The following is a 25,602-nucleotide window of genomic DNA, read 5'->3' as shown; positions in this document are numbered from 1 at the left end:
TTTTTACGTTTTAGCCTTTCTTGTTTTACCTTTAGAGAGGTAGACAGGCAATGTATGGCTCAATTCAATAACCCGTAATCTCTTTCAGTAGGTTGAAAAAACCTTTTTTCCTTTCCGAAGAAATAGACCAATCCACCGGGACACTTTGGTAACCTTCTTCAAATGCTTCTCCCTTTTTACGGAAATCAAAATAACCCCAGGATGCGTAGGTGGAAACCGAAGCAATTAGATTGTTGAAGTCTTTGTCAAAATCAAAATGATCGTCTTCATTAAAGATGATAGGCATTTTTTGATATCCTTCCACTGATTTGGTTTGAGCAACCATTTCCACAATTTTTTCAGGTTCTGCCACACCGTTTCCATGAATTAAAATAAAGTCCGCGGCCTTGACTACGTTGGGCAGAGGAATAAACCCACCACCATAACTGGTGCTTACATAATATCGGAAACCATTTCTTTCAATGGATTTTGCTCTTACAATCAATTCATGAATTCTTTCCGGTTGGAGGATTTTGTGGGTATACCTTACATTGCATTCATTATTAATCTCTATAAGCACATTTTTATACTTGTGGTCATGCAGCCAATTGATAGCATTATCAACGGCTTTGGTAACGGCTACTTCGTTTTCGAGTCTATGGTCTTGGCCAAAATAAAACAAACCTAAAATAGGAACCATTTCCAATCTTTCTGCTTCATCGAGAATTTTCTCCAACCTTGCCATATAGGCAGGCCTGAGCTCACCTGAAGCAGTGAAAGCAGAATTGTGCCAAGGTTGAACCTTACTGTAGCCTTCAGGGCTTCCTCCTTGCAGGTTGATGGTAAAGGAGAGCATGCCATGCGCTTTCCAATGGGCCATATTTGCTACAAATTCATCGGTGTTTCTATTCGCATCCCATTTTCCCGTATCCGGGTATTTCCATCGGTCAACAGTTTCAGGATTGAGGTCATCAAACACTCCTTGAACCAAGCGTGCATTCATTAGCAAACCTTCAATGGTATGGCCTTTCCATTCTTGCCCCGCATAAGTGGGTTGACCATTGATAAAGAATTTTTCTCCTTTTATTTGGACCTTGGTTTGCCCGTATGATTGGGAAATACAAACCACTACCAAAAAACCTATTAACAAGCAAGTGGTTTTTCTAATGGAGGGGTAAATCAATTGGTTTTTCATACCTCGTTTGGTTCCGGGTGGATAAATGGAGCTCTGTATTTTCTTGTCAATAAGCGGGTAGCTTCTTCGTCCCCGATAATTTCTCTCTTCTTAGGATCATACGATAAAGGCCTACCTAACTCCATTGACATATTGGCCATGATACAGCTGGCTGTGGAAATATGCCCTTCTTCAATATCAGCCACAGGTTTTCCACCTTGTTCTATCGCCTGAATAAAATCTATCATATGTGCTCTGGTAGCCGGGGCAGCTTGGAGTTCTATGTCTTTCTCCTTAAGGTCTTCAGGGTATTTTTCTTTTTCAAAAACAACATCTCCGGTAATCTTTTCACCTTTTCCCTGTGGAATAAACTCATACTTCATCACAGATGCCTTTAAAGTACCTTTGTCCCCATAGATCTTATAGGCCCAAGGGTATTCAGGATCTTGGGGCGTGCCCCAAGAGCGATGGTTCCAAACACAATCCAAATCATCATAGTGAAATGTCGCTGTTTGGGTGTCTGCAATGGTAGATTTTCCTCCTTTTTGAACATATATCCCACCGGTAGCAAATACGCTTTTTGGCCAGCCCAATCCAAGTGTCCATCGAACAGCATCAAACATATGCACGCACATGTCACCGGTTATTCCATTGCTGTATTCCATCATGGTGCGCCACCACCTTCTATGAGGAAGGCCATCATAGGGTCTCATTGGACCGGGGCCTACCCATAGGTCATAATCAAAAAATTCTGGAACAGGTTTGATTTCAGGACTGCCATTGGCTCTCATATGGTAGTAGCAACACATTTCAGCATGGGAAACTTTTCCCAAAAGTCCTTTGTCAACAATGTTTTTCTTGGCTTCCACCAAGTGAGGAGTACTCCTTCTTTGGGTACCTATCTGTACTACTTTATTGTGTTTCCTTGCAGCTGCCAAGATGGCTTCACCTTCAATTACATCTACACTAATTGGTTTTTGCAGGTAAACATGAGCACCTGAATGAATGGAATCAATAGCATGGAGAGCATGCCAGTGGTCGGGGCTACCCACCAAAACAATGTCAAGATTGTTTTCATCAAGCATTTGTCGGTAATGCTTGTATTTTTTTGGGGTTCTACCGGATTTTTGCCTTTGGCTGATAAGTTGGCCTGCTTCTTCCAGTAGGTGGGAGTCCGGGTCAGCAATCCCCACAACTTCGATATCTGCTACCTGGATAAGCCTGAATAAGTCACTTTTACCATACCACCCTGTGCCTATTAACCCAACATTGTATATTTTATTTGGGGAGGAGAAAGCCATTGATGGCACTCCTACAGTTGCCAAGGTGGCCATGGCAGTACTTCCTTTGATAAATTTTCTACGGTCTAATTTTAATGGGTTCATTTATTTATATGGAGTTTGTCTACATTAAAGATTCAATATATAAAAATTATACCTCAGAGGAAGTCTTTCTTTCTTGAAAAATGAATTTTCGATGAATTTTCTTTTAAAGAGTAATTTCTTGTGGTAATTTTCAGGTAGATAAATAAAACCCACCGATGAGCCAAATATTAATGAAACGAAACCCGAATTTATTCCTTCTTTTTTTGATAGTTTTTTTAATTAACCAAAGCTTGTATGGTCAAGAGAAGGACGCTTTTTTAAACCCTCCTAAAGTATTTTCCTTGTCCGATTATAAAGATTGGCACCAAGTTGAAAATCGAAAATTTTCAGGAATATCCAGTTTGGCTGTTCAAGAAGAAAAAGGGGAATTTTGGGCGGTATGGTACGCAGGCATTAGTCCTAATGAAGATGAAAACAATTATGTAGTGCTTTCCTCTAGTAAAGACAATGGAGAAACTTGGAAGGAAGCCTTGGTGGTTGACCCGGACGGTGGAGGCATGGTAAGGGCATTTGATCCTGAAGTTTGGGTAGACCCTTCAGGAAAGGTGTGGGTTTTTTGGGCTCAAGCCGTTGACAAAGATGCTAAAATTGGTGGTGTTTGGGCCATTATAGGAGAGACTTCTTCTGACGGAACTACCAGCTGGTCCGCACCGAGAAGGCTTACAGACGGAGTGATGATGTGTAAGCCTATGATATTAAACAATGGCGATTGGGTTTTACCTGCCTCAACTTGGCGTGAGACGGATCATTCGGCCAGAATGGTGGTTTCAAAAGACCAAGGAAAAACATGGGAAGTAGTTGGAGGTGTTCATGTACCCAAAGAATTCAGATCCTTCGATGAGCATCATTTTGTGGAGAAAGAAGATGGTAAATTATGGGCGCTATTAAGAACCAATTATGGAATTGGAGAAAGTTATTCAAGTGATTCAGGAAAGACATGGTCTGCTCTAAAAGAATCATTTATTGCTCATCCTAGTGCCAGATTTTTTATTCGTCGTTTGCAGTCCGGGAATTTACTTCTTGTAAAGCACGGCCCCATTGCGATTAAAACAGGTAGGAGTCATATGATGGCATTTATCTCTAAAGATGATGGCGCAACCTGGTCAAGAGGACTGTTGTTAGACCAAAGAAAAAATGTTTCCTATCCGGATGGACAACAAACTGCTGATGGCACGATTTACATTACCTATGACCGAAATAGAACAGGTGACCAAGAAATATTGATGACCCACTTTACAGAAGATGATATACTATATGCTTCCTATGATGAGCAAATGGTTAAAGTTTTCAACAATAGAAAAATCATAAGTAAGAAGAAAGACTAGTCAAATGATGGGTACAAATACATGGCTTTGGTGTGGACTATTCTCCATAACAGTACTGGCTCCGGATACAGTTTTAAGCCAAAATAGGGCTAGTTCGGTTTTTGACGCGCCTTGGCCCCGTCATACCATAGACGATTCTTCCTTGGGTTCGGACGGGACAAAATTTTCAGATGTCAATAATGACGGAAAATTTGACTTGGTTACGGGCTGGGAAGAAGGAGGGGTTTCACGTATTTACTTGCAGCCGGAAAACCCCAAAAAGAAATGGCCATTTATTGAATTACCTTCGCCGGATGTGGAAGATGCTTTTGTTTCGGATTTAAACGGTGATGGATATTTGGATTTGATCACCTTGTCTGAAGGGAAACACCAACGGGTAACCATCCATTGGGCACCAGCTGATTCTGAGGATTATTTGGATCCACAAAAATGGCTTACCCAAGACATACCCGCCACCATTGGTAAAACAAAGTGGATGTTTGGGCGACCAATTGATTTGGATGGAAAAAACGGAATCGATCTGGTGGTAGGCTCCAAGGACCCCAATGGGACTTTAGGCTGGCTAGAGGCGCCTGAAAATCCAATGATAATGGAGGACTGGGAATACCATGAAATTACTCAATTAGGTTGGGTAATGTCCATTTCGTTATTGGATATGAATAGCGATGGAGAGATGGACATAGTAATTACCGACCGAAAAGGAGATTTACGAGGCTTGAGATGGATGGAAAACCCGGGGAAAGATGCTTTACAAGGAAAGTGGACGCATCATTTATTGGGTATCAGAGATGGAGAATCCATGTTTATGGATTATTTTGACAACGGCACAGGTAATAAGGAACTTAATTTTATTGTTCCGGTGGTGCAGCATGGTTGGGAGCATTTTGAGAGGAAGGATGGTCTTTGGAGTAGTCAAAAGATTGATTTTCCAAACTTCGTTGGTGATCGAGCGAAGTCGGTAAAGGTAGGGGATATCAATCAAGACGGATTACTTGACCTCACAGCTACCTTTTCTCAGGCTTTAGGTAAATCCGGAGTAATTGCCATGATGAGTTTCCAGTCGGATAATCCTTACTTTATAGATATAAGTGGTAAAGAAGGCGTCAAATATGACTTCATACTGCTTAAGGACATGGATGCTGATGGTGATTTGGATCTCATTACTTCGGAGGAAACCGCAGCCGATGGTTCAAAGAAAGGCTTGGGTGTAATCTGGTATGAAAACCCGATCAAATAAAAAGATGACCGCTCCATTAATTTTTTGATTTTTATAGGCCTGATTAGGGAGAATTCAAGTAATACTCCCAATAGTTAGATTAAATTTATTGAAATAAGAATAAAACCAAATAACTAAAATACTGACTGATAATGAGTAAAGAGATATACCTGATTGCCAGTGGCGATTTGAGACTTCCTGCCAACCAGACTTGTTGGCCTGCACAAAAAGAAATGGAAGATAGCCTGCAAGGCGTTTTTGAAGGTCTGGGAATAAATGTGATTAGGGCTCATAAGTTTGATGAAGAAAAGGGCCATGGCTTTATCGATTCTCAGAAAATGGGGATGGAAGTTTTTAGGGATATTGACCCTGAAAAGCCTCTAATTGTGGCCGAAAGTGTCTGGCAATTCTCGCACCATGTATTGGCAGGACTGACCACTCACAAAGGGCCTATTTTAACCATAGCCAACTGGAACGGACAGTGGCCCGGTCTTGTAGGTATGCTTAATCTCAATGGCTCCCTGACCAAAGCCGGAGTATCTTATTCCACTATTTGGAGCAAGGAGTTTGATGACGAATTCTTTTTGAATGGATTTAAAGAATGGTTAGAAACAGGAAAAATAACCCATGACTTGCGTCATGTTCGGGCTTTTGAAACGAAAGATGCCCCGGCCAAAGCTTTGGAAGCAGGAATTGCACTTGCTAAAGAGTTTAGACAAAACAAAGCCATTATGGGGGTGTTTGATGAAGGTTGTATGGGCATGTTCAATGCCATTATTCCTGATCATTTATTGCATAAAACGGGCTTGTTTAAAGAGCGTCTAAGCCAATCAACCTTGTATGCAGCCATGCAAAATGTTGCAACAGAGGAAGCCGAAGAGGTTTTGCAATGGCTACTCGATAAGGGTTTGACTTTTAATTGGGGCACTAATCCTGAAACTGAGCTGACAAGAGAACAAACCCTTGAGCAATGCAAAATGTATGTAGCTGCCTTAAGATTAGCCAATAAGTTTGGCTGTGATACCATCGGTATACAGTACCAACAAGGGCTGAACGAATTGTGTCCGGCCAGTGATCTAGTGGAAGGTTTGTTAAACAACACCGAAAGGCCACCGGTGAAAGACGAGCAAGGGAATGAAATTCTAGCCGGCAAAGCCCTGCCACATTTCAATGAGGTGGATGAGTGTGCAGGATTAGACAGCTTGATTACTTATAAGTTGTGGGACCAGCTAGGTTTGGTCGGTGACAATACACTTCATGATTTGAGGTATGGAGAAAATTTCACGGTTGATGGTAAAGAAGAGTTTGTGTGGGTATTCTTGATTTCAGGAGCAGCGCCACCGTCCCACTTTTCTGGAGGATTTAAGGGTGCAAGTAGTGATAGACAACCGGCCATGTATTTCCCCCAAGGCGGAGGAAGTTTAAAAGGTGTAAGTAAACCGGGACATATTGTATGGAGTCGTGTTTATGTAATGGATGACCAATTGCACTGTGATTTAGGTACCGGTAAAGTGGTGGAACTGCCTGAAGAAGAAACCAAAAGAAGGTGGAACATGACCACCCCAGAGTGGCCGATTATGCATGGTGTGCTGGATGGGGTAAATCGCGATCAGATGATGGCCAGACATAAGGCAAACCATATTCACGTGGTTTATACCACGGATAAAGACAGTGCCCTTGAAGCTTGCTATGCCAAGGCCGCAGCAATGAATGAATTAGGAATTAAAACGTCACTTTGTGGTATTTAAAATGAGAAAAGTTACACTTTCAATGCTCGCAATAACTGCCGGTTTGATGTTGAATTCTTGTGGTGGGGCTAATGATAAAAAAGCCGAAACCCAAGAAGATACGCAATTGGCACCTAATGACATTACAGGAAACTATCACCTGCCCGAAAAGCAAAAGGTAGGAGAAGGGGCCCTTGTCCATGCTGAACTTATTTACCCGCTTGACGACAGGCCTACACCTCAGGTTCATGCATCAACTTTAGTTGAAACACCCTCAGGGATCGTAGCTGCCTTTTTTGCAGGAACCCATGAGAAAAATCCTGATGTGGGAATATGGGTAAGTCATTTGGCAGATGACCAATGGACCAGACCGGTAGAAGTGGCCAATGGGGTCCAAAATGAGGGCTTAAGGTATCCAACTTGGAATCCGGTCTTGTTCCAACCCAAAGAAGGCCCATTGATGCTCTTTTATAAAGTAGGACCAGACCCCAGAGGATGGTGGGGCATGCTTATGACCTCAGATGATGATGGCAAAACATGGTCTGAGCCAAGGAAATTAGGTGTAGATCCGGCAGTAGGACCATTGTTAGGGCCTGTGAAGAACAAAGCCGTTCAGCTTGAAGACGGGACGATTATTGCCCCAACAAGCATTGAAAGAAAACACGATGACGATACCTTTTGGATGGTTCATTTTGAAATCAGCAAAGACAATGGAAAAACCTGGGAGGTTGTTGGGCCAATCAATGATGGAGTTGAATTTGATGCCATTCAACCAAGTGTTTTGTTTCACAAAGACGGTTCTCTTCAAATCTTATGCAGGACCAGACAAGGTGTGATTTCAGAGAGTTGGTCTACAGACAAAGGGCAAACCTGGTCTCCGATGAAGGCGACTTCCCTTCCTAACCCTAACTCCGGTACGGATGCGGTTACTTTAGCAGATGGTAGACAACTATTGATTTATAATCATTCCACTAAAGAAGGAGAAGAGCCTAAGGGAAGAAATATCCTCAACTTGGCGATTTCTGATGATGGGAAAGAATGGAAACCTTTTATGACTTTGGAAAACCAGCCTAACGAATCAGGTTATAGCTATCCGGCCATCATACAAAGTAAGGATGGTATGGTCCACATGACCTATACTTATGACAGAAAAACTGTAAAGTATGTGGTGGTCGATCCAAGTAAAATATAAAAACAATTAATACTAGAATGTCGCAGGTGATAAAACCACACTTGTATACACGATAAAGAAATGCATAGAGATTTAAAAAAAGAGCCGTTAAGAGGAGTAATTCCTCCCATGGCCACACTATTGCTGGATGATGACCATCTGGACAAAGAAGGAACAATCCAATTGATAGAACACTTGATAGCCGGAGGGGTACATGGTATTTTTATTTTAGGAACTACCGGAGAATGCACCAATATTTCCTATAAGTTACGTAGAGAACTAATTTCATTAACCTGCGAAAAGGTTGATGGGAGGGTGCCTGTTTTGGTAGGGATTACAGACACCTCTCTTGAAGAAAGTCTGTCCTTAAGCCGCCTGTCAAAAGAGGCGGGTGCCACTGCCGTTGTTGCTGCCCCACCTTACTATTATGGTTTGGGAGAAAGTGAACTAATTACCTATTTCAAAAAGCTTGCAGATGCTTTGCCCCTTCCATTGTATCTTTACAACATGCCTTCACACACCAAAACAATGATGAGCCAAAAAGCTGTTTTGGAACTGGCAAAGCATCCCAATGTATATGGGCTGAAAGATAGTTCGGGTCAAGCCGTGTTTTTCAATGCCATGATTTATGCCTTCAGGGATAGACCAGATTTCACCTTACTCGTTGGTCCTGAAGAAATGATGGCTTCTACAGTCTTGATGGGTGGAAATGGTGGCGTAAGTGGTGGTGCCAATATCTTCCCTAAACTTTTTGTAGATCTTTTCAATGCTGCTGATAAAGGGGATTTAAAAGAGGTTACAAGACTTCAGGAAATGGTGATGGAATTGGCTGATGAAATTTATGCCATGGGGTCTTATGGCTCAAGTTTCTTGAAAGGTTTAAAAGCCTCTATGTCCATTTTAGGTATAGGGATTGGCTATTTAGCCACACCATTATCGGCCTTCGAAAGTGATCAAATTGAAGCCATTAAGGAAAAATTAACCGGCCTTAAAGCTTACGAACAATACGCATAACCACGATTGCCAGGCATTTTCAGATCCATCTACAATCTATTTACAGAGGCAGATAAGAAGATCAGGTACTTGGCATGCTTAAGCCTGAAATAATCATTTAAAATAATAAAAAGAATGGATTTATCCCTTATTGATTTAGTTGTATTTTTGTCCTATATGTTGGCCATCATTCTATTTGGGGCCTCCTTTTATTTCAAAAAACGTTCTGCAAATGACTACATTACCGGAGGGGGTAGATTGCCCTCTTGGGCCATAGGAATGTCCATTTTTGCTACTTTTGTAAGTAGTATCAGTTTTTTAGCCCTTCCGGGAAATGCTTATTTGTCCAATTGGAGTGGGTTTGTATTTAGCTTATCCATTCCAATTGCGGCAATTTTGGCGGTTAAGTTTTTTGTTCCTTTATACAGGGGGATAAAAAATCCTTCGGCGTATTATTATTTGGAAACCAAATTTGGTGCTTGGGCCAGAACTTATGCATCCATTTGTTATTTGTTGACTCAATTGGCACGAATGGGAGCCATCATGTATCTTTTGGCCTTACCAATGAATGTGATGTTTGGCTGGAGTATCCCTGTGATTATTGTAGTTACTGGGGTTAGCGTACTGATTTACTCCATTATGGGAGGCTTTGAGGCCGTGATTTGGACGGATGCCATCCAAGGTATTGTGCTTATCTCAGGTGCATTGGCATGTTTATTAATCATAATGTTCTCCATGCCAGAGGGACCCGGACAAGTATTTACCATAGGGGCAGAACATGATAAGTTTAGTTTGGGAAGTTTGGGCTTTAGCCTTTCTGAAGGCACATTCTGGGTGATTTTGATTTATGGATTATTTATAAATCTGCAAAATTTTGGTGTAGACCAAAACTATGTACAGCGTTACTTAAGTGCCAAATCTGACAAGGAAGCAGTGAAATCCACCTTATTGGGAAGCTTATTATACGTCCCGGTATCGCTTCTGTTTTTCTTTATTGGTACTGCGCTTTTTGCTTATTATCAAGCGATGCCGGAATTGTTACCTGAAAAATTTAGTGATCTGTCCCAAGCGGATAAAGTTTTTCCTTATTTCATTGTTAGTGGTTTGCCTGTAGGGATGACAGGGTTACTTATTGCTTCTATTTTTGCGGCAGGAATGAGTACAATCTCCACCAGTATCAATAGTTCTGCCACCATAATCCTTACAGACCATTACAAAAGATATATAGCTCCTGATGTGAATGGGAAGTCAGAAATGAGAGTATTGCTTTTCTCCTCCTTTGTGATGGGTTTATTGGCGATTATTGTAGCCATTGCCTTCAATGGGGTGGAAAGTGCTCTGGATGCCTGGTGGGCTTTGTCGGCCATATTTAGTGGAGGTATTCTGGGCTTGTTTCTGCTTGGATTTATCGGTAAAAACATCAAACAAAAATATGCCGCCATAGGCGTTGCTTTAGGAGTATTGGTGATTGCTTGGATGAGCTTGTCTCCGGTAATTCTGGAAGAAGGCATGAGGTTCAGAAGTACCTTTCATGCCAACCTTACCATCGTTTTCGGTACCATTGTTATTTTCTTGGTAGGGTTTTTACTTTCTGCATTAGCCAATAAAAAGAATGAATAAAATTAGTTTTGATTAATCTGAAATTCCTCTTGAAGAGTAGATCAACATGCTGATGATGATTAGCAGGATAAACAGTACGGCATATTCAAATTGTAACCAAATGTCTGATCTGGCTTTGATACGGTAACTCAAGTTGGTGAGTTTTTCTCCTTCAGAAAGCTGGATTTTAGAAAGCTCTCTTAAATCATTAAAAACACGCTCGAAGTCCGAATTAAATCTTTGAACGCTGTTTTCATAGTTGTTTTCTGTAGCTACTTGGTTGCTGAAATAACTTTGTATCTCAAGTTTTTCTGAAACCAAATGCTTAAAGTCATTGAGGTATTTCTCTTCTTTGGGGGTCAGGTATGTTCTTTCAAAGCCGGAAATAATAGCCAGAATTTGTTCGTGATAGTCTATTACCTGGGTTTTAACGGACATGTATTGGTCCATAGATTCGGTATTTGCTACCAGTAATCGCATTCGAAAAAGTAATTCAGTAATATTGAAAATATAATCCTGCACGACCAATCGGTCTTCATAAACGGTTACAAATGAAGCCTCCAATTCGTCTACGTTGCTTTTATCAACCAAACTTTTAGCGAAAATGAGAAACAATACGAGAATTAATGCAATGGCTATTTTTGTCTTGAAAGCTAAAAACGTTTTTCGTGTCATTTTTCATTAATATTAAATAATTGCTAAAATTTTAAATTGATCTTCAAAGGACTAAATGGAAAATCTTTTTGATATCGTATTACTAAACCGGTCTATTAATGATAGCCATTTTTAATTGTGCTTCTCTTTTTTTATTTAGGAGAATCCTATTTTTGGGATTATTATTACTGAATTGCTGTATAATTTAATGATTAATTAAAGCATTAAATTTTGATTTATCAACTAAAGGGTACAATATTTCAGAGGACAAGATTTCTTTCCTTCAAAAGTGTGCTGACGGGATGGTGAAAGTGAATGTGGTCCCTTTACCGGGCTTGCTGATTACATTTATCTCCCCTCCATTTTTTTCAATAAAATCCTTCGTTAAATGTAAACCCAGACCAGTTCCTTTCTCACCTTCTGTGCCATATTGTTGCTTATTGGCCAATTCTTTTGAAAATACATTTTTTAATATTTCTTCATTCATGCCTATACCGTTGTCTTTTATTGAGATTTCCCAAAAACCCTGGTTTGATTTTTTACTTGAAATAATAATTTTACCTCCTTTTGGAGTGAATTTCAGGGCATTGTTTAGCACATTTCTTAAAGCCAAGCTTATTTGATCCCTATCGGCATAACAAATCGTGTTTTCCTCTAATTGGTTTATAATTTCAATGTTTTTGTTTTTTGATATCGGCTTGTTTAAGCTAATGTTTTGTTCTACCAACTGGTGCAAGGATATGTCGGCAGGCGCTGTTACTATTCCTTTCATTTGACCTTTCGCCCAGTTTAATAAATTAACGAGCGTGAAATGAACTTGTTCAACTTCATTTCGCAATTGTTTGGATACCAATAAAAATTCCTTTTGTTCTAAATTTTCATCTACCACATATTGCATTAGCCCTTTTAAACTAGTGATCGGACTTTTGAGGTCGTGTCCAACGATACTGAAGATTTTGTCTTTCGTTTCATTTACCTGAAACAATTGCTTGGTTATTTTTTCATTCTCATTTTTCTGATGTAATAGTTTTTTATTTAATTTCTCAAATTCATTCCTTTGCTTGGTTACAATTACTTTGGCTTTTGTCTGAGCTTTAATTGACCGAATAGCGATTATAAAAGCGATCAATAAAATGACAAGGATGATCGAAACCCCGTTTCGAATATTTTGGGCCATCCTGTTTTCATTCAAGAGATCTTTCTCTTTTTGTTGTTGAAGAAACTCTGTTTCTTTTTTTTCAGATTCGTATTTTGCATTAATTTCCTGAATTTGCTCATTTATTTCTGAACTCATGATACTGTCTTGGTACAGTTTATGCAATTTAAAATGATGTAGTGCTTGAGCATAAACATTCATTTCCTCATAAATCCTACTAAGCAACAAGTGACTTTTGTCAATATTACTATTGATATCACTTTCAACAAAAATCTCAAGACTTTCTTCAATGTTTTGCTTGGCTTCATGGAGTTGGTTCATGTTTAACCGGGCTTCTCCCATGCCAAGTAAATCGTAACCTATTCCGACACGGTCATCCCTTTCTTTATCCACAACATAGGCCTTTTCAAAATTTACATATGCGTTTTGGTTTTCTCCCTGAATAAGAAAAAGTTCACCCAAATTAAAATAACTTACAGAAATCAGTTGCTTATTGTTCATCTTTATGCCTAGCTCAAGAGTAGCTTCTAACTGTGTCATTGCCTTTTTCAATTCCCCTTTTTCCTTGTAAATTAAAGCGATGTTTATTCTTGATGAAGCGATGCCTGTTTGGTCGTTATAGACTTCTCGGATTTTTAGTGCGCGAGTATGGTATTCCAATGCCTTTTCAATATTTCCAACATCCATGAATACTAAACCTAGATTGCTTAAAGTTTTGCTTTGCTCAAATTCCGACAAATGTTCTTCTTTGATTTTAAGGGCTTGTAAATAATGGGTCACTGCCTTCGTATAATTTCCCTTTTCGTAAGCATTTAGCCCCATACTATTGTAGAGATTCGCTAGACCTAGCCAATACTCTTCCTTTTCAGCGAGATTTAAGCCTTCTTCAAAATAACTTAAAGCTTGAGTGTATTCTCCTTTAAGATTGTGATAGGCTCCAATGTTTCTATAAGCATCTATTTTGCCGATGGTATAGTCTATCTGCTCGCTTGCTTTTAGACTTTTCATGGCCAATAAGTAAAGACTGTCCGGGTTTCTATGGTAATAAATTTCACCCAATCGATTCAATTGGTCAATATAATCAGCTGTAGGGAAAAAGTTTTCTCGATTTTCTAATGTCTGTAATTGATCAATTTGGGATTGAATGGTGTCGGTTTGAGCCCATAAGGAATGCGTTGCAAACATCACTGACAGCATTGCAGTAATGGGAAAAATGATTTTATAATTACATAACGCAGCCAAAGGTTATTGTTTGTTTAAGTTATAAACAGAATAGTTAATCGTGTACAGTAATAAACAGTTGTATGAAAATTCGCGCCTGAGGAATGTTTTTTAACTAGAATAATGGTAAAGAAAGTCAATGTTAATTAGTATAGTTATACTTCACCATTCTTAGAGTAAAAGCCGGTATATATGCCAAATAGCGATTGGTACCAAATCCTCAATTCCTGTTTATTAACCTTGAGTGAATAGTAATGTTTTACTATTCCTATCTTATCTGCTTCTTGATCTTATTTGTCCTTCTTTAGTTGGTTTGAAGAGCTTTTTTGTTGTTCAAAAGAACGACAAAGTTATTGTTAAAATATTAATTATTAAATAAAATTTAAGGGGTTTTAAAGTTTTCACCTTATTTACACCATATAGATTTTGTAGTTTATTAATGGATGAGATTTAAATATTTCCAAGTCTTTTCTCTTTAAGGTAACTTTTTAAAATAGATTAAGAAAGGGCTCAGTTGAATTTTTAAAACATAAGGCTGCTTTTTTATGAAATTGGTATTGTTTAAGAGAAATTTACATACCAATTGTACAGCAAATCAAGCAGGTGAAATTAATTTGAATTTTAGGATAGCCACGTGAATTAACAATTCACTGAATTACTTTTTTAATTGCTTGAATTTTATTTTTAGCTTTAAGGTTCAAAATTGAATTGATGACACGATGAAAAATACCAACCCCACCTCAACAGCAGCTTGGAAAAGTTTGTCTGGAGCTGCTAACACTCCAATTGATATAAAATCTTTGTTTGAAGAAGATCCCAATCGATTTAGAAAGTACAGTGTTCGCTTCAAAGACATTTTACTTGATTATTCAAAAAATGGAATAAATGAGAAAATTTTCTCTTCACTTATAGATTTGGCCAATCAGACAAATTTAAAAGAAGCCATAGAGGATATGTTTTCCGGTAAACCAATCAATGCTACCGAAGGTAGGGCAGTTTTACATACTGCTTTGAGAAACAGATCAAATGATCCGGTCTACGTTGATGGAAAGGACGTTATGCCTGATGTCAATGAAGTATTGGAAAAAATGAAGGTTTTTTCTGAAAAGGTATCTAAAGGAGTATGGAAAGGATATACAGGAAAGCCTATCGAATCCCTTGTTAATATTGGTATTGGTGGGTCAGATCTTGGTCCTGTTATGGTGACAGAAGCACTTAAACCTTACCAGCACCCTCATATCAAAACTTATTTTGTGTCTAATGTAGATGGTTCCCATATCACAGAGGTGCTTAAACAAGTGAATCCGGAGACTACGATGTTTTTTATCGCATCCAAAACTTTTACGACTCAAGAAACCATGACCAATGCCCATACGGCCAGGTCTTGGTTTTTGGAACAAGCCCGTAATGAAGTTGAGGTGGCCAAACATTTTGTAGCCCTTTCGACAAATGGTAATGCAGTTAGAGCGTTTGGTATCGACCTTAACAATATGTTTGAATTCTGGGATTGGGTAGGAGGAAGGTATTCCTTATGGTCAGCCATAGGCTTGACTGTTGCCTGTGCTGTAGGTTTCGATAATTTCAGGAAACTACTGGAGGGAGCACACGATATGGACAAGCATTTCAGGTCAGAATCATTTGATAAAAATTTGCCGGTTTTGCTGGCCCTAATAGGGATCTGGAATACCAACTTTTTGGGAGCCACTTCAGAAACCATTCTGCCTTATGACCAATACATGCACCGTTTTCCTGCTTACTTTCAGCAAGGGAACATGGAGAGCAATGGGAAATACATCGATAGAGAAGGAAACAAAGTAAACTATCCTACCGGGCCTGTCATTTGGGGAGAACCGGGTACCAATGGACAACATGCTTTTTACCAATTGATACACCAAGGCACGCAAATGATACCTTGCGATTTTATCGCTCCCGCCCAAACACATAATCCTGTTAGTGATCATCATGCCAAATTAATGTCAAACTTTTTTGCACAAACAGAAGCATTGATGAATGGTAAATCATTAGAAGAGGTAAAAGAGGAGATGAAGAAAGAAGGTAAGTCTCCGGAAGTTATCAATAAAATTGCTCCTCACAGGGTTTTTGAAGGAAACAGGCCTACCAATTCTATCCTTGTGAAAAAGATCAATCCATCGACCTTAGGGGCTTTGATAGCCATGTATGAGCATAAAATTTATGTGCAAGGTGTAATATGGAACATCTATAGTTTTGATCAATGGGGAGTTGAGCTAGGAAAGGTAATGGCCAAATCAATTCTACCTGAGTTGCAGTCCGATGAAGAAATAGCCTCCCATGATTCTTCTACCAATGGCTTGATCAATGCTTTCAAGGATTTTCGAAAAAGTTAAGAAATTTCCACCGTTGATTGACCCTAAGAATCTATAAGGTATATGCAATTCCTGACGCAGCTACAACCTGCTGCGTCAGGATTTTTTTTATAAGTTGAAGGCTTTTTCCACCAAAGCAGATGTCTCCTACTGTATATTGGTCATTTTCCTTCCCAATTGTTTATTGTATCTATTATGGTAGAGATTTCATTATCACGCAATTCAGGGTGAAGGGGGATGCTTATAATTTCTCGATGAATTTTTTCTGTTAAGGGCAATTTTCCAAAATTTACTTTCTGGTAAGCCGGTTGAAGATGGGGTGGAATAGGATAGTGGATGGCAGTTTCTATTCCATTCTGAGATAAGTATTGAATCAATTTCTCCCTCTTTTCTACCAGTAGAGTAAACAAATGCCAGGTGTGAGAAAGGACCTGGTTTGGGCCAGTTTTCATAGGTAATGTCACGTGTTGAGGATCAATTCCTTTGAGGTAGGCATCAGCAATTTCAGTCCTACGGCGATTGGACTTGTCTAAATGAGGTAATTTTACATTCAGTACACCAGCTTGGATTTCGTCCATCTTCGAATGGGTGCCTATATATTCGAATTTGTACTTTTCCTTGCCACCGTAATTGGTGAGGGCTCGAATGATACTTGCCAATTCGGGCTCGTTGGTTGTGACGGCTCCGGCATCACCTAAGGCCCCTAAGTTTTTTGTAGGGTAAAAGCTGTGGGCAGCAACATGTCCCAACGCCCCGGTTTTAACACCCTTAAATATACAGCCCACTGCCTGGGCATTGTCCTCAATAAGCTTAAGTTGATGCTTGTCAATAAGTTGTCTTATCTCTTCGCTATAAGCATTCCTACCGAAAAGGTGGACCAACACTAAGGCTCGAGATTTTCTTGTAATTTTTTGTTCAAGGGATCTGGAGGAGATATTGAAACTATAAAGCTCAGGTTCCACTGCCACCGGTTTTAGCCCTTGATTGGAAATTGCCAAAAATGTGGCAAAGAAAGTATTGGCAGGAACCAGAATTTCATCCCCCTCCTTTAAATGACCCATGATAAGGTAAGCCTGAAGGATAAGTTCCAGTGCATTGGTCCCATTCCCTAGACTAATACAGTGATTTGTTCCAATATAGTCCGCGAAATTCTTCTCGAATGTTGTAGAGATTTCTCCATTGACATACTGACCACTCCTGCTTATTTGTAATAAGGTGTCTGAGAGTTCAGGTTCAAATGCCTTATTAATGGCTTTTAAGTCTAAAAACTTTATGGGAGAATTGTCCTTCATTTGTATCATTCATGAATTAGGATACGAAAATAATTAACAAGTGAGAATAGATACCATATATTGGAAGAAACTCAATAAAAAACCACTATTATTATTTCCTTGGGCCCAAAGAATGGTCTACTATGGTAGTTATCACGTATATTGAAAAAAAGGCGATATGATGCGATTGTTCATTTATGCTTTTCTCTTTGTTTTGTGCGAATCCTGTTCCTTAAGGGGAATTACAGTTACAGAAAATGTCACCTATATGGAGGAAGGTTATTTGGGAGAATTACCTGAAAAAAAATTAAACATTTTCCGGCCAAAAAAGATTAAAGAAGCCCTTCCTGTCTTGGTATTTATCCATGGCGGTAGCTGGAGATCAGGATCCAAAGAAAAATACAGTTTGATTGCCAGAAGGTGGGCCAGAAGAAACATAGTTGCTGTAATTATTGATTACCCCTTGAGCCCGGAATATAAAATCCACAGCATGGCTATAGCTTCTGCCAAGGCGGTGAATTGGGTGGATGAAAACATCACTGAATATGGTGGTGATCCGGAGAAAATAGTGGTGTCCGGACATTCTGCCGGAGGGCACTTAGCAAGCCTGATTTCCATTCGAGAAGAGTATTTTGATAGTCTTGGTGTTAAAAGCCCAATTGCTGCGGCCGTTTTAAATGATGCCGCAGGCCTAGATATGTACCATTACCTCAAAGAGAAGAACTATGCTCCGGGTACTTCTCATTTAAAAACTTTTACTGATTCACCCCAGGTGTGGAAAGATACTTCCCCAATCTACTTTCTGCATGAAGACATGCCACCCATGCTTTTCATGATGGGTGGGAAAACCTATGAGAGTATTTTAGTAGGTACCGATAGGTTTATGAAAGAATACAAGAAGTTTGTTCCAGAGCCTAATTTCAAAATTCAGAAAAATAAAAGGCATATTCCCATGATGCTTCAAATGGTCTACACTCCCGGTAGGGGCTTTCGATGGGTTATTGATTTTGTCAAAGCTGTAGGTGAATGATTAGGGCATTAGCTGGGAGGAAATCAAGGTATTTTCAGCTCTATTTATGCCGACAAGGCCTCCGTTTAATGGATCCAAAGCAATTCCTTGTCCTGTAAAGGGTGCTTTATACTTTTCAATAAAGTTTAAGGTTTTACCCGTTTTAGGCAAAATTAGATAATAAAGTTTCTTTTCATCGTGCCCGGTAACCAAAAAGCCTTCTTTCCAAGGCACACCACCGGAAATGCTCATTTTGCCCATCTCCTCTATCATTTTTTTAGGAAATGTCCATTTACCTATTATTTCCCAATTGTTATTCATTTTGGCTAGATAAGTAAGGTGATTGTCCTTACCGTAATAGGCAAAAAGGGCATACCAATGTTCTTTGTTTTTAACAATCCAGGTAAGGCTTCCTTCTGACTCTCCCAAATTAATTGTCTTTGTCAGAATTAAGTTTTCAGGATCAATTATTCGAATACTACTACTATCCGGCTGGTTTGGGTAGTTGGAATGGGCGCAATAGAGAAGGTCCTTATAAAAAAAGCCGCTGTTTAAATGTTTGGTATTAGGAAGATTTTTTGTCACGATCAAGTTACCGGTAGCCCTTTCATATTTACTTATGGTATGGTTGTTTATGGCATAAATATAATGTTCATTGGCGGCGGCTGCTTGTCGGGCGTCAGGTGAAGCCCAAGCCTGCATTTTTTTCCAAGTTGAAAATTTTGTACTGTTATTGGAGAATAAATCGATGTTGGTATTCCTTTCCAATTGGTAAGGCGCTGCTGCCAATATTAGTGTCCCTGAATCTGAAATGTTTAAACCTGCAGCAGCTTTAAAATCTACACCTTTGGAAGTATTAAAAACTTTCGAACTTAATTTTTTGACTTTATGTGTAGCGGGTTCTAGCTGTAATTCAAACAAGTCAGCTATTTGCTTTCCATCCTTATTTTTTGCTGTACCGACCATAAACAGTTGCTGACTCTTATCAGAAAATAAATTCAAATTTTGGTAGGACTCCCATTTGGGATCTGACCATTCATCAGTAGATTGTTTTTTGACCTCTATGGAATTTTTTAGCGTAAAAAGTCCTTTCCCATCATAAAAATCCTGCTGGGGGCAGGAATAAAAGTCCAGTACCCGACTGTCCCAATTGGCAACCAAAATCAATATATCACCTCTAAAAGCGGTAATGCCCACCGCTCCGGCTGTAACCCGTTCAAAATCTCCTTTTCTTTCTATGGTATAAATGGGTTGGTCAAAGGGAGCCTGAGATTCTAAATCATAGATTTGAAGATAAGCAAGGTTTCGCTTTTTGTTGTCTTCAATTCCTACTGCCAGGTAATGCTCAAAAATTTGAAATCCGCCTGCATGGCGGAGAGGTGAATGCATCAAGGTGTCAATCGCCATTACTTTCGATTGACCTTCAAGGTTTATTTTTACTATATAACTCAATTCTTCAGAGCTCCCGCTTAGATAGATAGTATTTTCTTTATACAATTGGATGCCTTGAAGGTGGCCTCCTTTGGATTCAAAGGGTATGTAATTTATTGTTGATAAGGAGTTAGATCGGGTATTTAAATTTTCAAATGCTAACACAAAATCATCAATTTTGACGGAATTGGTTGGCATTAATGATAAAGGCAAGTGCAAAGCTATAAGCCATTGAAGTAGGAACGTTATTACTATGAACATCTCAAGTTTTTTATTTTAGCTTAAAGTAAGGGCTTTGATAGACAATCACAATCAAAATAGTCACATTGTTTGCTCAAAGGATGATTACATTAATCCATTATAGCATAACTGTTCGTATATAGATTGATCATAATAATGAAACGTAGATTAAAATCCGTTTCAATAAAATCAATCTTCGTTAAGAAATGGATTTATATTACAATTAATAAGATAGGAACATGAACTGGAAAAAATGCTGGCTTCTCCCATTTGTATACTTGCTCTTAGTTAACGATTTATCCATTCAAGATCTTGCATTTCAAGAAAAAGTCAACGCTAAGGCTCCATTCGCACTAAAACCTTTTCCAGTAAGGGAAAATGAGAATGCAATTGACTTTGATTCGAATTTTGTATGGGGGTTTTTGGCATGTGAATATTGATGGGAATACTTTTAAAGCAGATTTTTTTGCACGATTTGGCTAGGTTGAATTATTAAAAAATGCAATTCAAATTTTGGATTAATGTTTGTGGTTAGTAGAACAGTCAATACCATATAAAACTAAAAATCCTATGAAATCCTTTCAATTAAAAATTTTAGAAAAAAGTAAGGCAACGCATGATACTTTTGTTTTCAAAATAGAAAAACCCAAAAGCTATTCTTATGTGCCCGGACAGGCCACAGAATTGAGTTTATTGAAAGAAGGTTGGGCGGATGTTAAGCGTCCTTTTACTTTTACCAGCCTTCCAGAAGATGATTATTTGGAGTTTACCATTAAAACTTACGATGATCATGAAGGAGTTACCAAAAGATTAGGGAATGCACAGGTGGGTGATGAAGTTGAAATAGGAGATGCCTGGGGAGCAATTGCCTACAAGGGCGAGGGTGTGTTTTTAGCAGGAGGGGCAGGAATCACACCTTTTATTTCGATTTTACGCGATTTGCGTCAAAAAAATAAAATTGGCAACAATCAGTTGATATTTGCCAATAAAACAAACGATGACATCATTTTATTTGAAGAATTGAAGACCATTTTAGGGCATAAATTCCAAAATATCATTGAGAATCAAGAAGATTCAGCCTATGATCGAGGAAGGATTGATAAGAAATACCTGATGGAGAATATCAACGATTTCAAGCACCAACATTTTTACGTTTGTGGGCCTGAGGGCTTTATAAAAGCGGTAAATGGAGCATTGAAAGATCTAGGGGCAAATCCAGAGGCTCTGGTGTTTGAGAAGTAATGACTATTATCGAAAAGGAGACTCCCATTAGGAATCTCCTTTGTTTTTACCTTACTGCTTCAACTGCTTTTGCGAGCTTTTCTTTTACTTCTTTGGCCAGGGGTTTGATTTCCTCTTTGCCAACCGGTACCATGGCCGCCTCGGGATCGATGGCGGAGACCTCTATATCACCATTCTCAAGTTCTCTAATGGTGACATTACAAGGCAACATGGCCGACATATTTGGGTCTATGGTCAAGACCTTGTCTGCAAAACCGGGATTGCAAGCGCCCAATATTACTGTCGGTAAATAATCCTTATCCAGTTTCTTTTTCATGGTGGCCTGAATATCTATTTCCGTAAGCACACCAAATCCTTGCTCTTTTAAAGCAGCAGTTACCTTTTCTTTTACTTCTGAAAAGGATTGTGGTTCGAGTGTTTTATTTATATAATATTTCATAACGGTTTCATTTATTGGTTCAACTATAAAACTACACATAGATCGAGCCAAAGAAAGTGACCTTTGTTACAATGTGATGGTTTTCGCTATTATATTGACAAGTTTATAGGTTTGAAATCTTCCCGTAAATTTAAATAACCATTGGGCGATAAAATCTTATTGTTCTTCTATTACTAAATTAAGCTTTAAAAGTGTGGAATAATCCAGTTCAACTTCGGCGTTTTTATTAGCCCTGTCCCATCATTTAATATCAACCTATCAGATCTTTGGCTAAGATTAATTTTCTGATGTTATCAGAAACACAATCGCTATAAAATGCAAAACCGTCCCGCCAAGAACAAAAACATGCCAGATGGCGTGGGCGTAAAGCATTTTTTTATTGGCATAAAAAATAGTACCTAAAGTATAGGTCAAACCCCCGGCAGCAATCAGGTAAATGATTTCTGTACTTAGGTTGGCCACTAGGGGCTTTATTAGGAGCAAGGCCATCCAGCCCATGCATAGGTACAATAGGAGGGATAGTTTTTCAAATCTCCCAATAAAAAATATTTTAAAAACCAATCCAAATACGGTAATGGTCCATACAATTCCGAAGTATACCCAGCCTAAGGTGCCACCCAAACCAAGTAACAATAAGGGAGTATAGGTTCCGGAAATTAAAAAATAAATGCTAATATGATCAATGCTCCGCAATAGGGGTTTTAATTCCGTAGATTGTATGGCATGATAAAGGGTAGAGGAGGTATAAAGCAATAACATGGTGGCCCCAAAGATGCAGCAACTGACTACATGCAAGGCAGTGCCATTCAATACAGAAAAAACGACCAAAAGAGATATGGCCACAATACTAAAAAGGATCCCAATCAAATGAGTGAGTGTATTGGCAAACTCTTCTTTTAGTGTCTGTTTTCTTTCTACCTGTCCGGCCATTGTAGTCAATTAATAGTATAATCAGTAAATATCGGGTTTTTGCCTCAATATTTCCGGATGGATAGTAGGTTAATCAGCATTTTAAAAAATAGAAATGGAATAAAAAGAAAAAGGCCTCGATATGGATCGTGGCCTTTTAAAAAATTACAAGGAGTAATAAAAAAATTGTCGCTGTATTACTGATTCAAAAGTAGGCTTTTCCTGAATTATAAAAGCCTTTTGAAGATTAAGGATTCTTTACATAATAACGCAGTCTTTAATAATTAAATAACATTTAGCTAAAGGTGAGATGTATAGAATGGTTGTCAGGGTAATTTTGTACTTTTGCAGGAAGATATGAAAGCAAGAACCTTAAAAAAAGATAAAGTCAATATCATCACCATGGGTTGTTCCAAAAACCTCGTGGATTCCGAAGTGCTATTAAGCCAACTGAAAGGAAATGGTATTGACGCCAGGCATGAATCAAATGCTGAGGACAATAATATAGTGATTATCAATACTTGTGGCTTTATTGACAATGCCAAGCAGGAATCTATCAATACTATTTTAGAGTATGCTACCGCCAAGGATCAAGGTTTGGTAGACAAAGTTTATGTGACAGGCTGCCTTTCTCAGCGCTATAAGGATGATTTAGAGGATGAAATTCCTCAGGTAGATGCCTTTTTTGGAACCAGGGAATTACCTGCATTATTGAAGAAATTTAAGGCTGATTATAAGCATGAGTTGGTAGGAGAGCGGTTGCTAAGCCACGCTTCGCATTATGCCTACATGAAAATTTCTGAAGGTTGTGACAGACCATGTTCTTTTTGTGCCATTCCGCTTATGAGAGGTGGGCACGTATCTCGCCCAATAGAGGAATTGGTAAAAGAGGCCAAACACAAAGTGGCCGGAGGAACCAAAGAAATACTTTTGATCGCTCAGGATTCTACCTATTATGGTTTGGATCTCTACAAAAAAAGAAGACTTGCGGATCTATTGCGAGCCCTTTCGGATGTAGAAGGGCTAGAGTGGATAAGGTTGCATTATGCTTACCCTACAGGTTTTCCTATGGACGTGTTGGAAGTGATGGCAGAAAGAAACAATATTTGCAATTACTTGGACATACCTCTGCAACATGGGTCTACTGAGGTGTTAAAAACGATGAGACGGGGAACTACCCGTGAAAAGCAGGAGGCGTTGATCAATGAAATCCGAAATAAAATCCCGGATATAGCGATTAGGACCACGCTTATCACAGGGCATCCGGGAGAAGGAGAAAAGGAGTTTGAAGAGATGGTAGATTTTGTGGAACGCATGCGATTTGAGCGCTTAGGCGTTTTCACCTATTCCCATGAGGAAGATACACATGCCTATGGCTTGGAGGACAGCGTGCCTCAGGTAGTCAAACAAGAGAGGGCCAATCGCCTGATGGAAATACAAGAACAAATTTCTTTTGAACTCAATCAGGAGAAAATAGGGAAGGAATACAAGGTGTTAATTGATAAAAAAGAAAATGGCCGTTTTGTAGGGCGTACAGCTTATGATTCTGTGGAGGTGGACAATGAGGTGCTGATAGATGCCAGTAAGTTTTATTGTAGATTGGGGGATTTCGTCAATGTTAAAATTACTGAAGCTACCGAATTTGACCTTTACGGAGAAATCATTTAGCCTTTCCTCAGGTCTATTTATCAAACCAATGTTAAAAGATTAAAAATAGTAGTTTAATTCATGCATTTACAGGAAGTCACCACCCCGGCACATCAAAAAGAATTTTTTCAAATGGCCGTCAGGCTGTATAAAAACGAAAAAAATTGGATCAGACCCCTGGATAAAGATATAGAAGATCTTTTTCACCCGGAAACCAACAAACTATTTAAAAGTGGAGGCAAATCCATTCGGTGGTTATTATTAGATGATCAAGGCAACACCATCGGTAGGAATGCCGCCTTTATCAACCCAAAATGGAAAGAGAAAATCCCAACGGGAGGGATGGGTTTTTTTGAGTGCATCAATGACCAGAAGGCAGCTTTTATGTTGTTTGATGCAGCAAAGGACTGGTTGGAGGCACAGGGTATGGAGGCCATGGATGGCCCTGTGAATTTTGGGGAAAGAGACAAATGGTGGGGATTATTGGTAGATGGCTTTTCTCCGGCTAATTATAATATGCATTGGAATTTTGGGTATTATAAAGATTTTTTCGAGGCCTACGGTTTTCAAATCTATTTCAAGCAATTTACTTACAGTAGAAATGTCAAAGGCGTTGTAGTAGATCCAAAAATTGAAAAGCGCGCATCCATTATTGCTAAGGATAAAGATTTTGAATTCAGGTACCTTAAAGGAAAAGAGCTTTGGGATAAATTTCCTGAATATTTTATGACGGTTTATAACAAAGCCTGGGCTGCGCATTTGGGGAAAACAATTTCTGAAAGAGAAGCCAAATTGATGCTTTCTTCGATGAAACCAATCATTGACCCGCACCTTGTTTATTTTGGCTTTTATAAAGGGGACCCTATTTGCTTTTTTATTAGTATTCCTGAAATTAATCAACTATTCAAATATGTTGATGGAAAAATGGATTGGATAGGAAAGCTTAAATTTTTATGGAATAAAACTTTTAACCCACCAAACAAAATGTTAGGACTGGTATTTGGCGTAGTGCCTGAATTTCAAGGAAAAGGAGTGGAAAGCGCCATGGTTACAGAGTTTAAGGACAATATAGCAGAGAAAAAATTAGCCTATCAAACCATTGAAATGAATTGGGTGGGAGACTTTAACCCTAAAATGATGCGGGTATGTGAACAGTTAAATGCCTCCATATTTAAAACGCACCATACTTACCGGTATATTTTTGATCGGACAGTTCCTTTTGAAAAACATAAAGTGTTAAAATAAAATCTTATCAATTTAATTAGGAAGCAAAAACCGCTATTTGGGCTTGCTTTTATTAAATCTAGATCCTTCGCATTTAAGATGGTGTGGTTAGGCCGATCAATTAATTTTAATCTATAGGGTAGACAAAAGAACGCATAAAAAAAAACCGGCAGTAGCATTGCATGTATCGCACCGTTACCACCGGTTTTTTTTAAATCTTTAACAAGGCTTAGGTAATAGGTTTT

Annotated in this window: 19 protein-coding genes; 11 read left to right on the top strand and 8 right to left on the bottom strand. The window is 38.9% G+C overall.

Annotated elements, in window-relative coordinates; genetic code table 11:
* Positions 1-64 precede the first annotated feature (64 nt).
* Together ACYVHJ_RS03245 and ACYVHJ_RS03240 are read right to left on the bottom strand one after the other, a co-directional pair.
* Complete coding sequence (locus ACYVHJ_RS03245) at positions 65-1,174, bottom strand: hypothetical protein (protein ID WP_460512511.1); 1,110 nt, start codon at positions 1,172-1,174, stop codon at positions 65-67.
* Positions 1,171-2,538, bottom strand: coding sequence for a Gfo/Idh/MocA family protein (locus ACYVHJ_RS03240; protein WP_460512509.1), 1,368 nt, complete (start codon positions 2,536-2,538; stop codon positions 1,171-1,173). Before ACYVHJ_RS03240 ends, ACYVHJ_RS03245 begins: the two co-directional genes overlap by 4 nt.
* Before the next feature lie 155 nt (positions 2,539-2,693).
* Here ACYVHJ_RS03240 and ACYVHJ_RS03235 point away from each other — a divergent pair, with 155 nt between their 5' ends.
* From ACYVHJ_RS03235 to ACYVHJ_RS03210, 6 genes are all read left to right on the top strand, one after another.
* Positions 2,694-3,863 (top strand): sialidase family protein, encoded by a 1,170-nt coding sequence (locus ACYVHJ_RS03235; RefSeq protein WP_339901615.1) that lies wholly within the window; start codon positions 2,694-2,696, stop codon positions 3,861-3,863.
* 4 nt (positions 3,864-3,867) lie between these two features.
* The gene (locus ACYVHJ_RS03230; protein WP_460512506.1) at positions 3,868-5,100 is read left to right on the top strand and encodes an FG-GAP repeat domain-containing protein; all 1,233 of its coding nucleotides are present in this window, start codon (positions 3,868-3,870) and stop codon (positions 5,098-5,100) included.
* A 131-nt stretch (positions 5,101-5,231) separates the two neighbouring features.
* Complete coding sequence (locus ACYVHJ_RS03225; protein WP_460512504.1) at positions 5,232-6,827, top strand: fucose isomerase; 1,596 nt, start codon at positions 5,232-5,234, stop codon at positions 6,825-6,827.
* Position 6,828: 1 nt separating this feature from the next.
* Positions 6,829-7,998 carry a sialidase family protein gene (locus ACYVHJ_RS03220; RefSeq protein WP_460512502.1) on the top strand — a complete coding sequence of 390 codons (1,170 nt, stop codon included), beginning with the start codon at positions 6,829-6,831 and terminating at the stop codon, positions 7,996-7,998.
* Between the two features lie 60 nt (positions 7,999-8,058).
* Positions 8,059-8,991 carry a dihydrodipicolinate synthase family protein gene (locus ACYVHJ_RS03215; RefSeq protein WP_460512500.1) on the top strand — a complete coding sequence of 311 codons (933 nt, stop codon included), beginning with the start codon at positions 8,059-8,061 and terminating at the stop codon, positions 8,989-8,991.
* Between the two features lie 114 nt (positions 8,992-9,105).
* Entirely contained in the window at positions 9,106-10,590 is a 1,485-nt protein-coding gene (locus ACYVHJ_RS03210; RefSeq protein ID WP_460512498.1) for a sodium:solute symporter family protein, read from the top strand.
* Between the two features lie 12 nt (positions 10,591-10,602).
* Here the strand turns inward: ACYVHJ_RS03210 and ACYVHJ_RS03205 are convergent, their stop codons facing one another.
* Together ACYVHJ_RS03205 and ACYVHJ_RS03200 are read right to left on the bottom strand one after the other, a co-directional pair.
* Entirely contained in the window at positions 10,603-11,244 is a 642-nt protein-coding gene (locus ACYVHJ_RS03205) for an MCP four helix bundle domain-containing protein (RefSeq protein WP_339902210.1), read from the bottom strand.
* Positions 11,245-11,506: 262 nt separating this feature from the next.
* Positions 11,507-13,621 carry a tetratricopeptide repeat-containing sensor histidine kinase gene (locus tag ACYVHJ_RS03200; RefSeq protein WP_460512495.1) on the bottom strand — a complete coding sequence of 705 codons (2,115 nt, stop codon included), beginning with the start codon at positions 13,619-13,621 and terminating at the stop codon, positions 11,507-11,509.
* A gap of 698 nt (positions 13,622-14,319) precedes the next feature.
* On the opposite strand from ACYVHJ_RS03200, the gene pgi reads away from it, so the two are divergent.
* A complete protein-coding gene (gene pgi, locus ACYVHJ_RS03195) occupies positions 14,320-15,966 on the top strand; it encodes a glucose-6-phosphate isomerase (protein ID WP_339902212.1) in 1,647 nt (548 codons plus the stop codon).
* 140 nt (positions 15,967-16,106) lie between these two features.
* On the opposite strand, the gene ACYVHJ_RS03190 is transcribed toward pgi, so the two are convergent.
* Positions 16,107-17,237, bottom strand: coding sequence for a DegT/DnrJ/EryC1/StrS family aminotransferase (locus ACYVHJ_RS03190; RefSeq protein WP_460512493.1), 1,131 nt, complete (start codon positions 17,235-17,237; stop codon positions 16,107-16,109).
* A gap of 157 nt (positions 17,238-17,394) precedes the next feature.
* Here ACYVHJ_RS03190 and ACYVHJ_RS03185 point away from each other — a divergent pair, with 157 nt between their 5' ends.
* On the top strand, positions 17,395-18,246 hold the full coding sequence (locus ACYVHJ_RS03185) for an alpha/beta hydrolase (protein WP_460512491.1): 852 nt from the start codon (positions 17,395-17,397) through the stop codon (positions 18,244-18,246).
* Here ACYVHJ_RS03185 and ACYVHJ_RS03180 read toward each other — a convergent pair whose 3' ends face one another.
* On the bottom strand, positions 18,247-19,917 hold the full coding sequence (locus tag ACYVHJ_RS03180) for a hypothetical protein (RefSeq protein WP_460512489.1): 1,671 nt from the start codon (positions 19,915-19,917) through the stop codon (positions 18,247-18,249).
* 549 nt (positions 19,918-20,466) lie between these two features.
* Here ACYVHJ_RS03180 and ACYVHJ_RS03175 point away from each other — a divergent pair.
* A complete protein-coding gene (locus ACYVHJ_RS03175; RefSeq protein ID WP_339902216.1) occupies positions 20,467-21,138 on the top strand; it encodes an FAD-binding oxidoreductase in 672 nt (223 codons plus the stop codon).
* Positions 21,139-21,184: 46 nt separating this feature from the next.
* Here ACYVHJ_RS03175 and ACYVHJ_RS03170 read toward each other — a convergent pair whose 3' ends face one another.
* Together ACYVHJ_RS03170 and trhA are read right to left on the bottom strand one after the other, a co-directional pair.
* A complete protein-coding gene (locus tag ACYVHJ_RS03170; RefSeq protein ID WP_460512487.1) occupies positions 21,185-21,577 on the bottom strand; it encodes a DUF302 domain-containing protein in 393 nt (130 codons plus the stop codon).
* A gap of 276 nt (positions 21,578-21,853) precedes the next feature.
* Positions 21,854-22,507 carry a PAQR family membrane homeostasis protein gene (gene trhA, locus ACYVHJ_RS03165; RefSeq protein WP_460512485.1) on the bottom strand — a complete coding sequence of 218 codons (654 nt, stop codon included), beginning with the start codon at positions 22,505-22,507 and terminating at the stop codon, positions 21,854-21,856.
* Between the two features lie 336 nt (positions 22,508-22,843).
* On the opposite strand from trhA, the gene rimO reads away from it, so the two are divergent.
* Positions 22,844-24,154, top strand: coding sequence for a MiaB/RimO family radical SAM methylthiotransferase (gene rimO, locus ACYVHJ_RS03160; protein WP_460512483.1), 1,311 nt, complete (start codon positions 22,844-22,846; stop codon positions 24,152-24,154).
* 60 nt (positions 24,155-24,214) lie between these two features.
* Positions 24,215-25,378: a hypothetical protein gene (locus ACYVHJ_RS03155; RefSeq protein WP_460512481.1), complete on the top strand. Its 1,164-nt coding sequence runs from the start codon at positions 24,215-24,217 to the stop codon at positions 25,376-25,378.
* Positions 25,379-25,602: the final 224 nt, after the last annotated feature.

The organism is Cyclobacterium sediminis (assembly GCF_054781075.1).
Note: the sequence above shows the minus strand (reverse complement) of the source record. Positions and strands in the feature narration are given on the sequence as shown.

What these genes read in the sequence shown, in the direction of transcription:
- ACYVHJ_RS03245 (WP_460512511.1), bottom strand. Translation starts at nt 1,174, where the DNA reads ATGAAAAACCAATTGATTTACCCCTCCATTAGAAAAACCACTTGCTTG.
- ACYVHJ_RS03240 (WP_460512509.1), bottom strand. Translation starts at nt 2,538, where the DNA reads ATGAACCCATTAAAATTAGACCGTAGAAAATTTATCAAAGGAAGTACT.
- ACYVHJ_RS03235 (WP_339901615.1), top strand. Translation starts at nt 2,694, where the DNA reads ATGAGCCAAATATTAATGAAACGAAACCCGAATTTATTCCTTCTTTTT.
- ACYVHJ_RS03230 (WP_460512506.1), top strand. Translation starts at nt 3,868, where the DNA reads ATGATGGGTACAAATACATGGCTTTGGTGTGGACTATTCTCCATAACA.
- ACYVHJ_RS03225 (WP_460512504.1), top strand. Translation starts at nt 5,232, where the DNA reads ATGAGTAAAGAGATATACCTGATTGCCAGTGGCGATTTGAGACTTCCT.
- ACYVHJ_RS03220 (WP_460512502.1), top strand. Translation starts at nt 6,829, where the DNA reads ATGAGAAAAGTTACACTTTCAATGCTCGCAATAACTGCCGGTTTGATG.
- ACYVHJ_RS03215 (WP_460512500.1), top strand. Translation starts at nt 8,059, where the DNA reads ATGCATAGAGATTTAAAAAAAGAGCCGTTAAGAGGAGTAATTCCTCCC.
- ACYVHJ_RS03210 (WP_460512498.1), top strand. Translation starts at nt 9,106, where the DNA reads ATGGATTTATCCCTTATTGATTTAGTTGTATTTTTGTCCTATATGTTG.
- ACYVHJ_RS03205 (WP_339902210.1), bottom strand. Translation starts at nt 11,244, where the DNA reads ATGACACGAAAAACGTTTTTAGCTTTCAAGACAAAAATAGCCATTGCA.
- pgi (WP_339902212.1), top strand. Translation starts at nt 14,320, where the DNA reads ATGAAAAATACCAACCCCACCTCAACAGCAGCTTGGAAAAGTTTGTCT.
- ACYVHJ_RS03190 (WP_460512493.1), bottom strand. Translation starts at nt 17,237, where the DNA reads ATGAAGGACAATTCTCCCATAAAGTTTTTAGACTTAAAAGCCATTAAT.
- ACYVHJ_RS03185 (WP_460512491.1), top strand. Translation starts at nt 17,395, where the DNA reads ATGATGCGATTGTTCATTTATGCTTTTCTCTTTGTTTTGTGCGAATCC.
- ACYVHJ_RS03180 (WP_460512489.1), bottom strand. Translation starts at nt 19,917, where the DNA reads ATGTTCATAGTAATAACGTTCCTACTTCAATGGCTTATAGCTTTGCAC.
- ACYVHJ_RS03175 (WP_339902216.1), top strand. Translation starts at nt 20,467, where the DNA reads ATGAAATCCTTTCAATTAAAAATTTTAGAAAAAAGTAAGGCAACGCAT.
- ACYVHJ_RS03170 (WP_460512487.1), bottom strand. Translation starts at nt 21,577, where the DNA reads ATGAAATATTATATAAATAAAACACTCGAACCACAATCCTTTTCAGAA.
- trhA (WP_460512485.1), bottom strand. Translation starts at nt 22,507, where the DNA reads ATGGCCGGACAGGTAGAAAGAAAACAGACACTAAAAGAAGAGTTTGCC.
- rimO (WP_460512483.1), top strand. Translation starts at nt 22,844, where the DNA reads ATGAAAGCAAGAACCTTAAAAAAAGATAAAGTCAATATCATCACCATG.
- ACYVHJ_RS03155 (WP_460512481.1), top strand. Translation starts at nt 24,215, where the DNA reads ATGCATTTACAGGAAGTCACCACCCCGGCACATCAAAAAGAATTTTTT.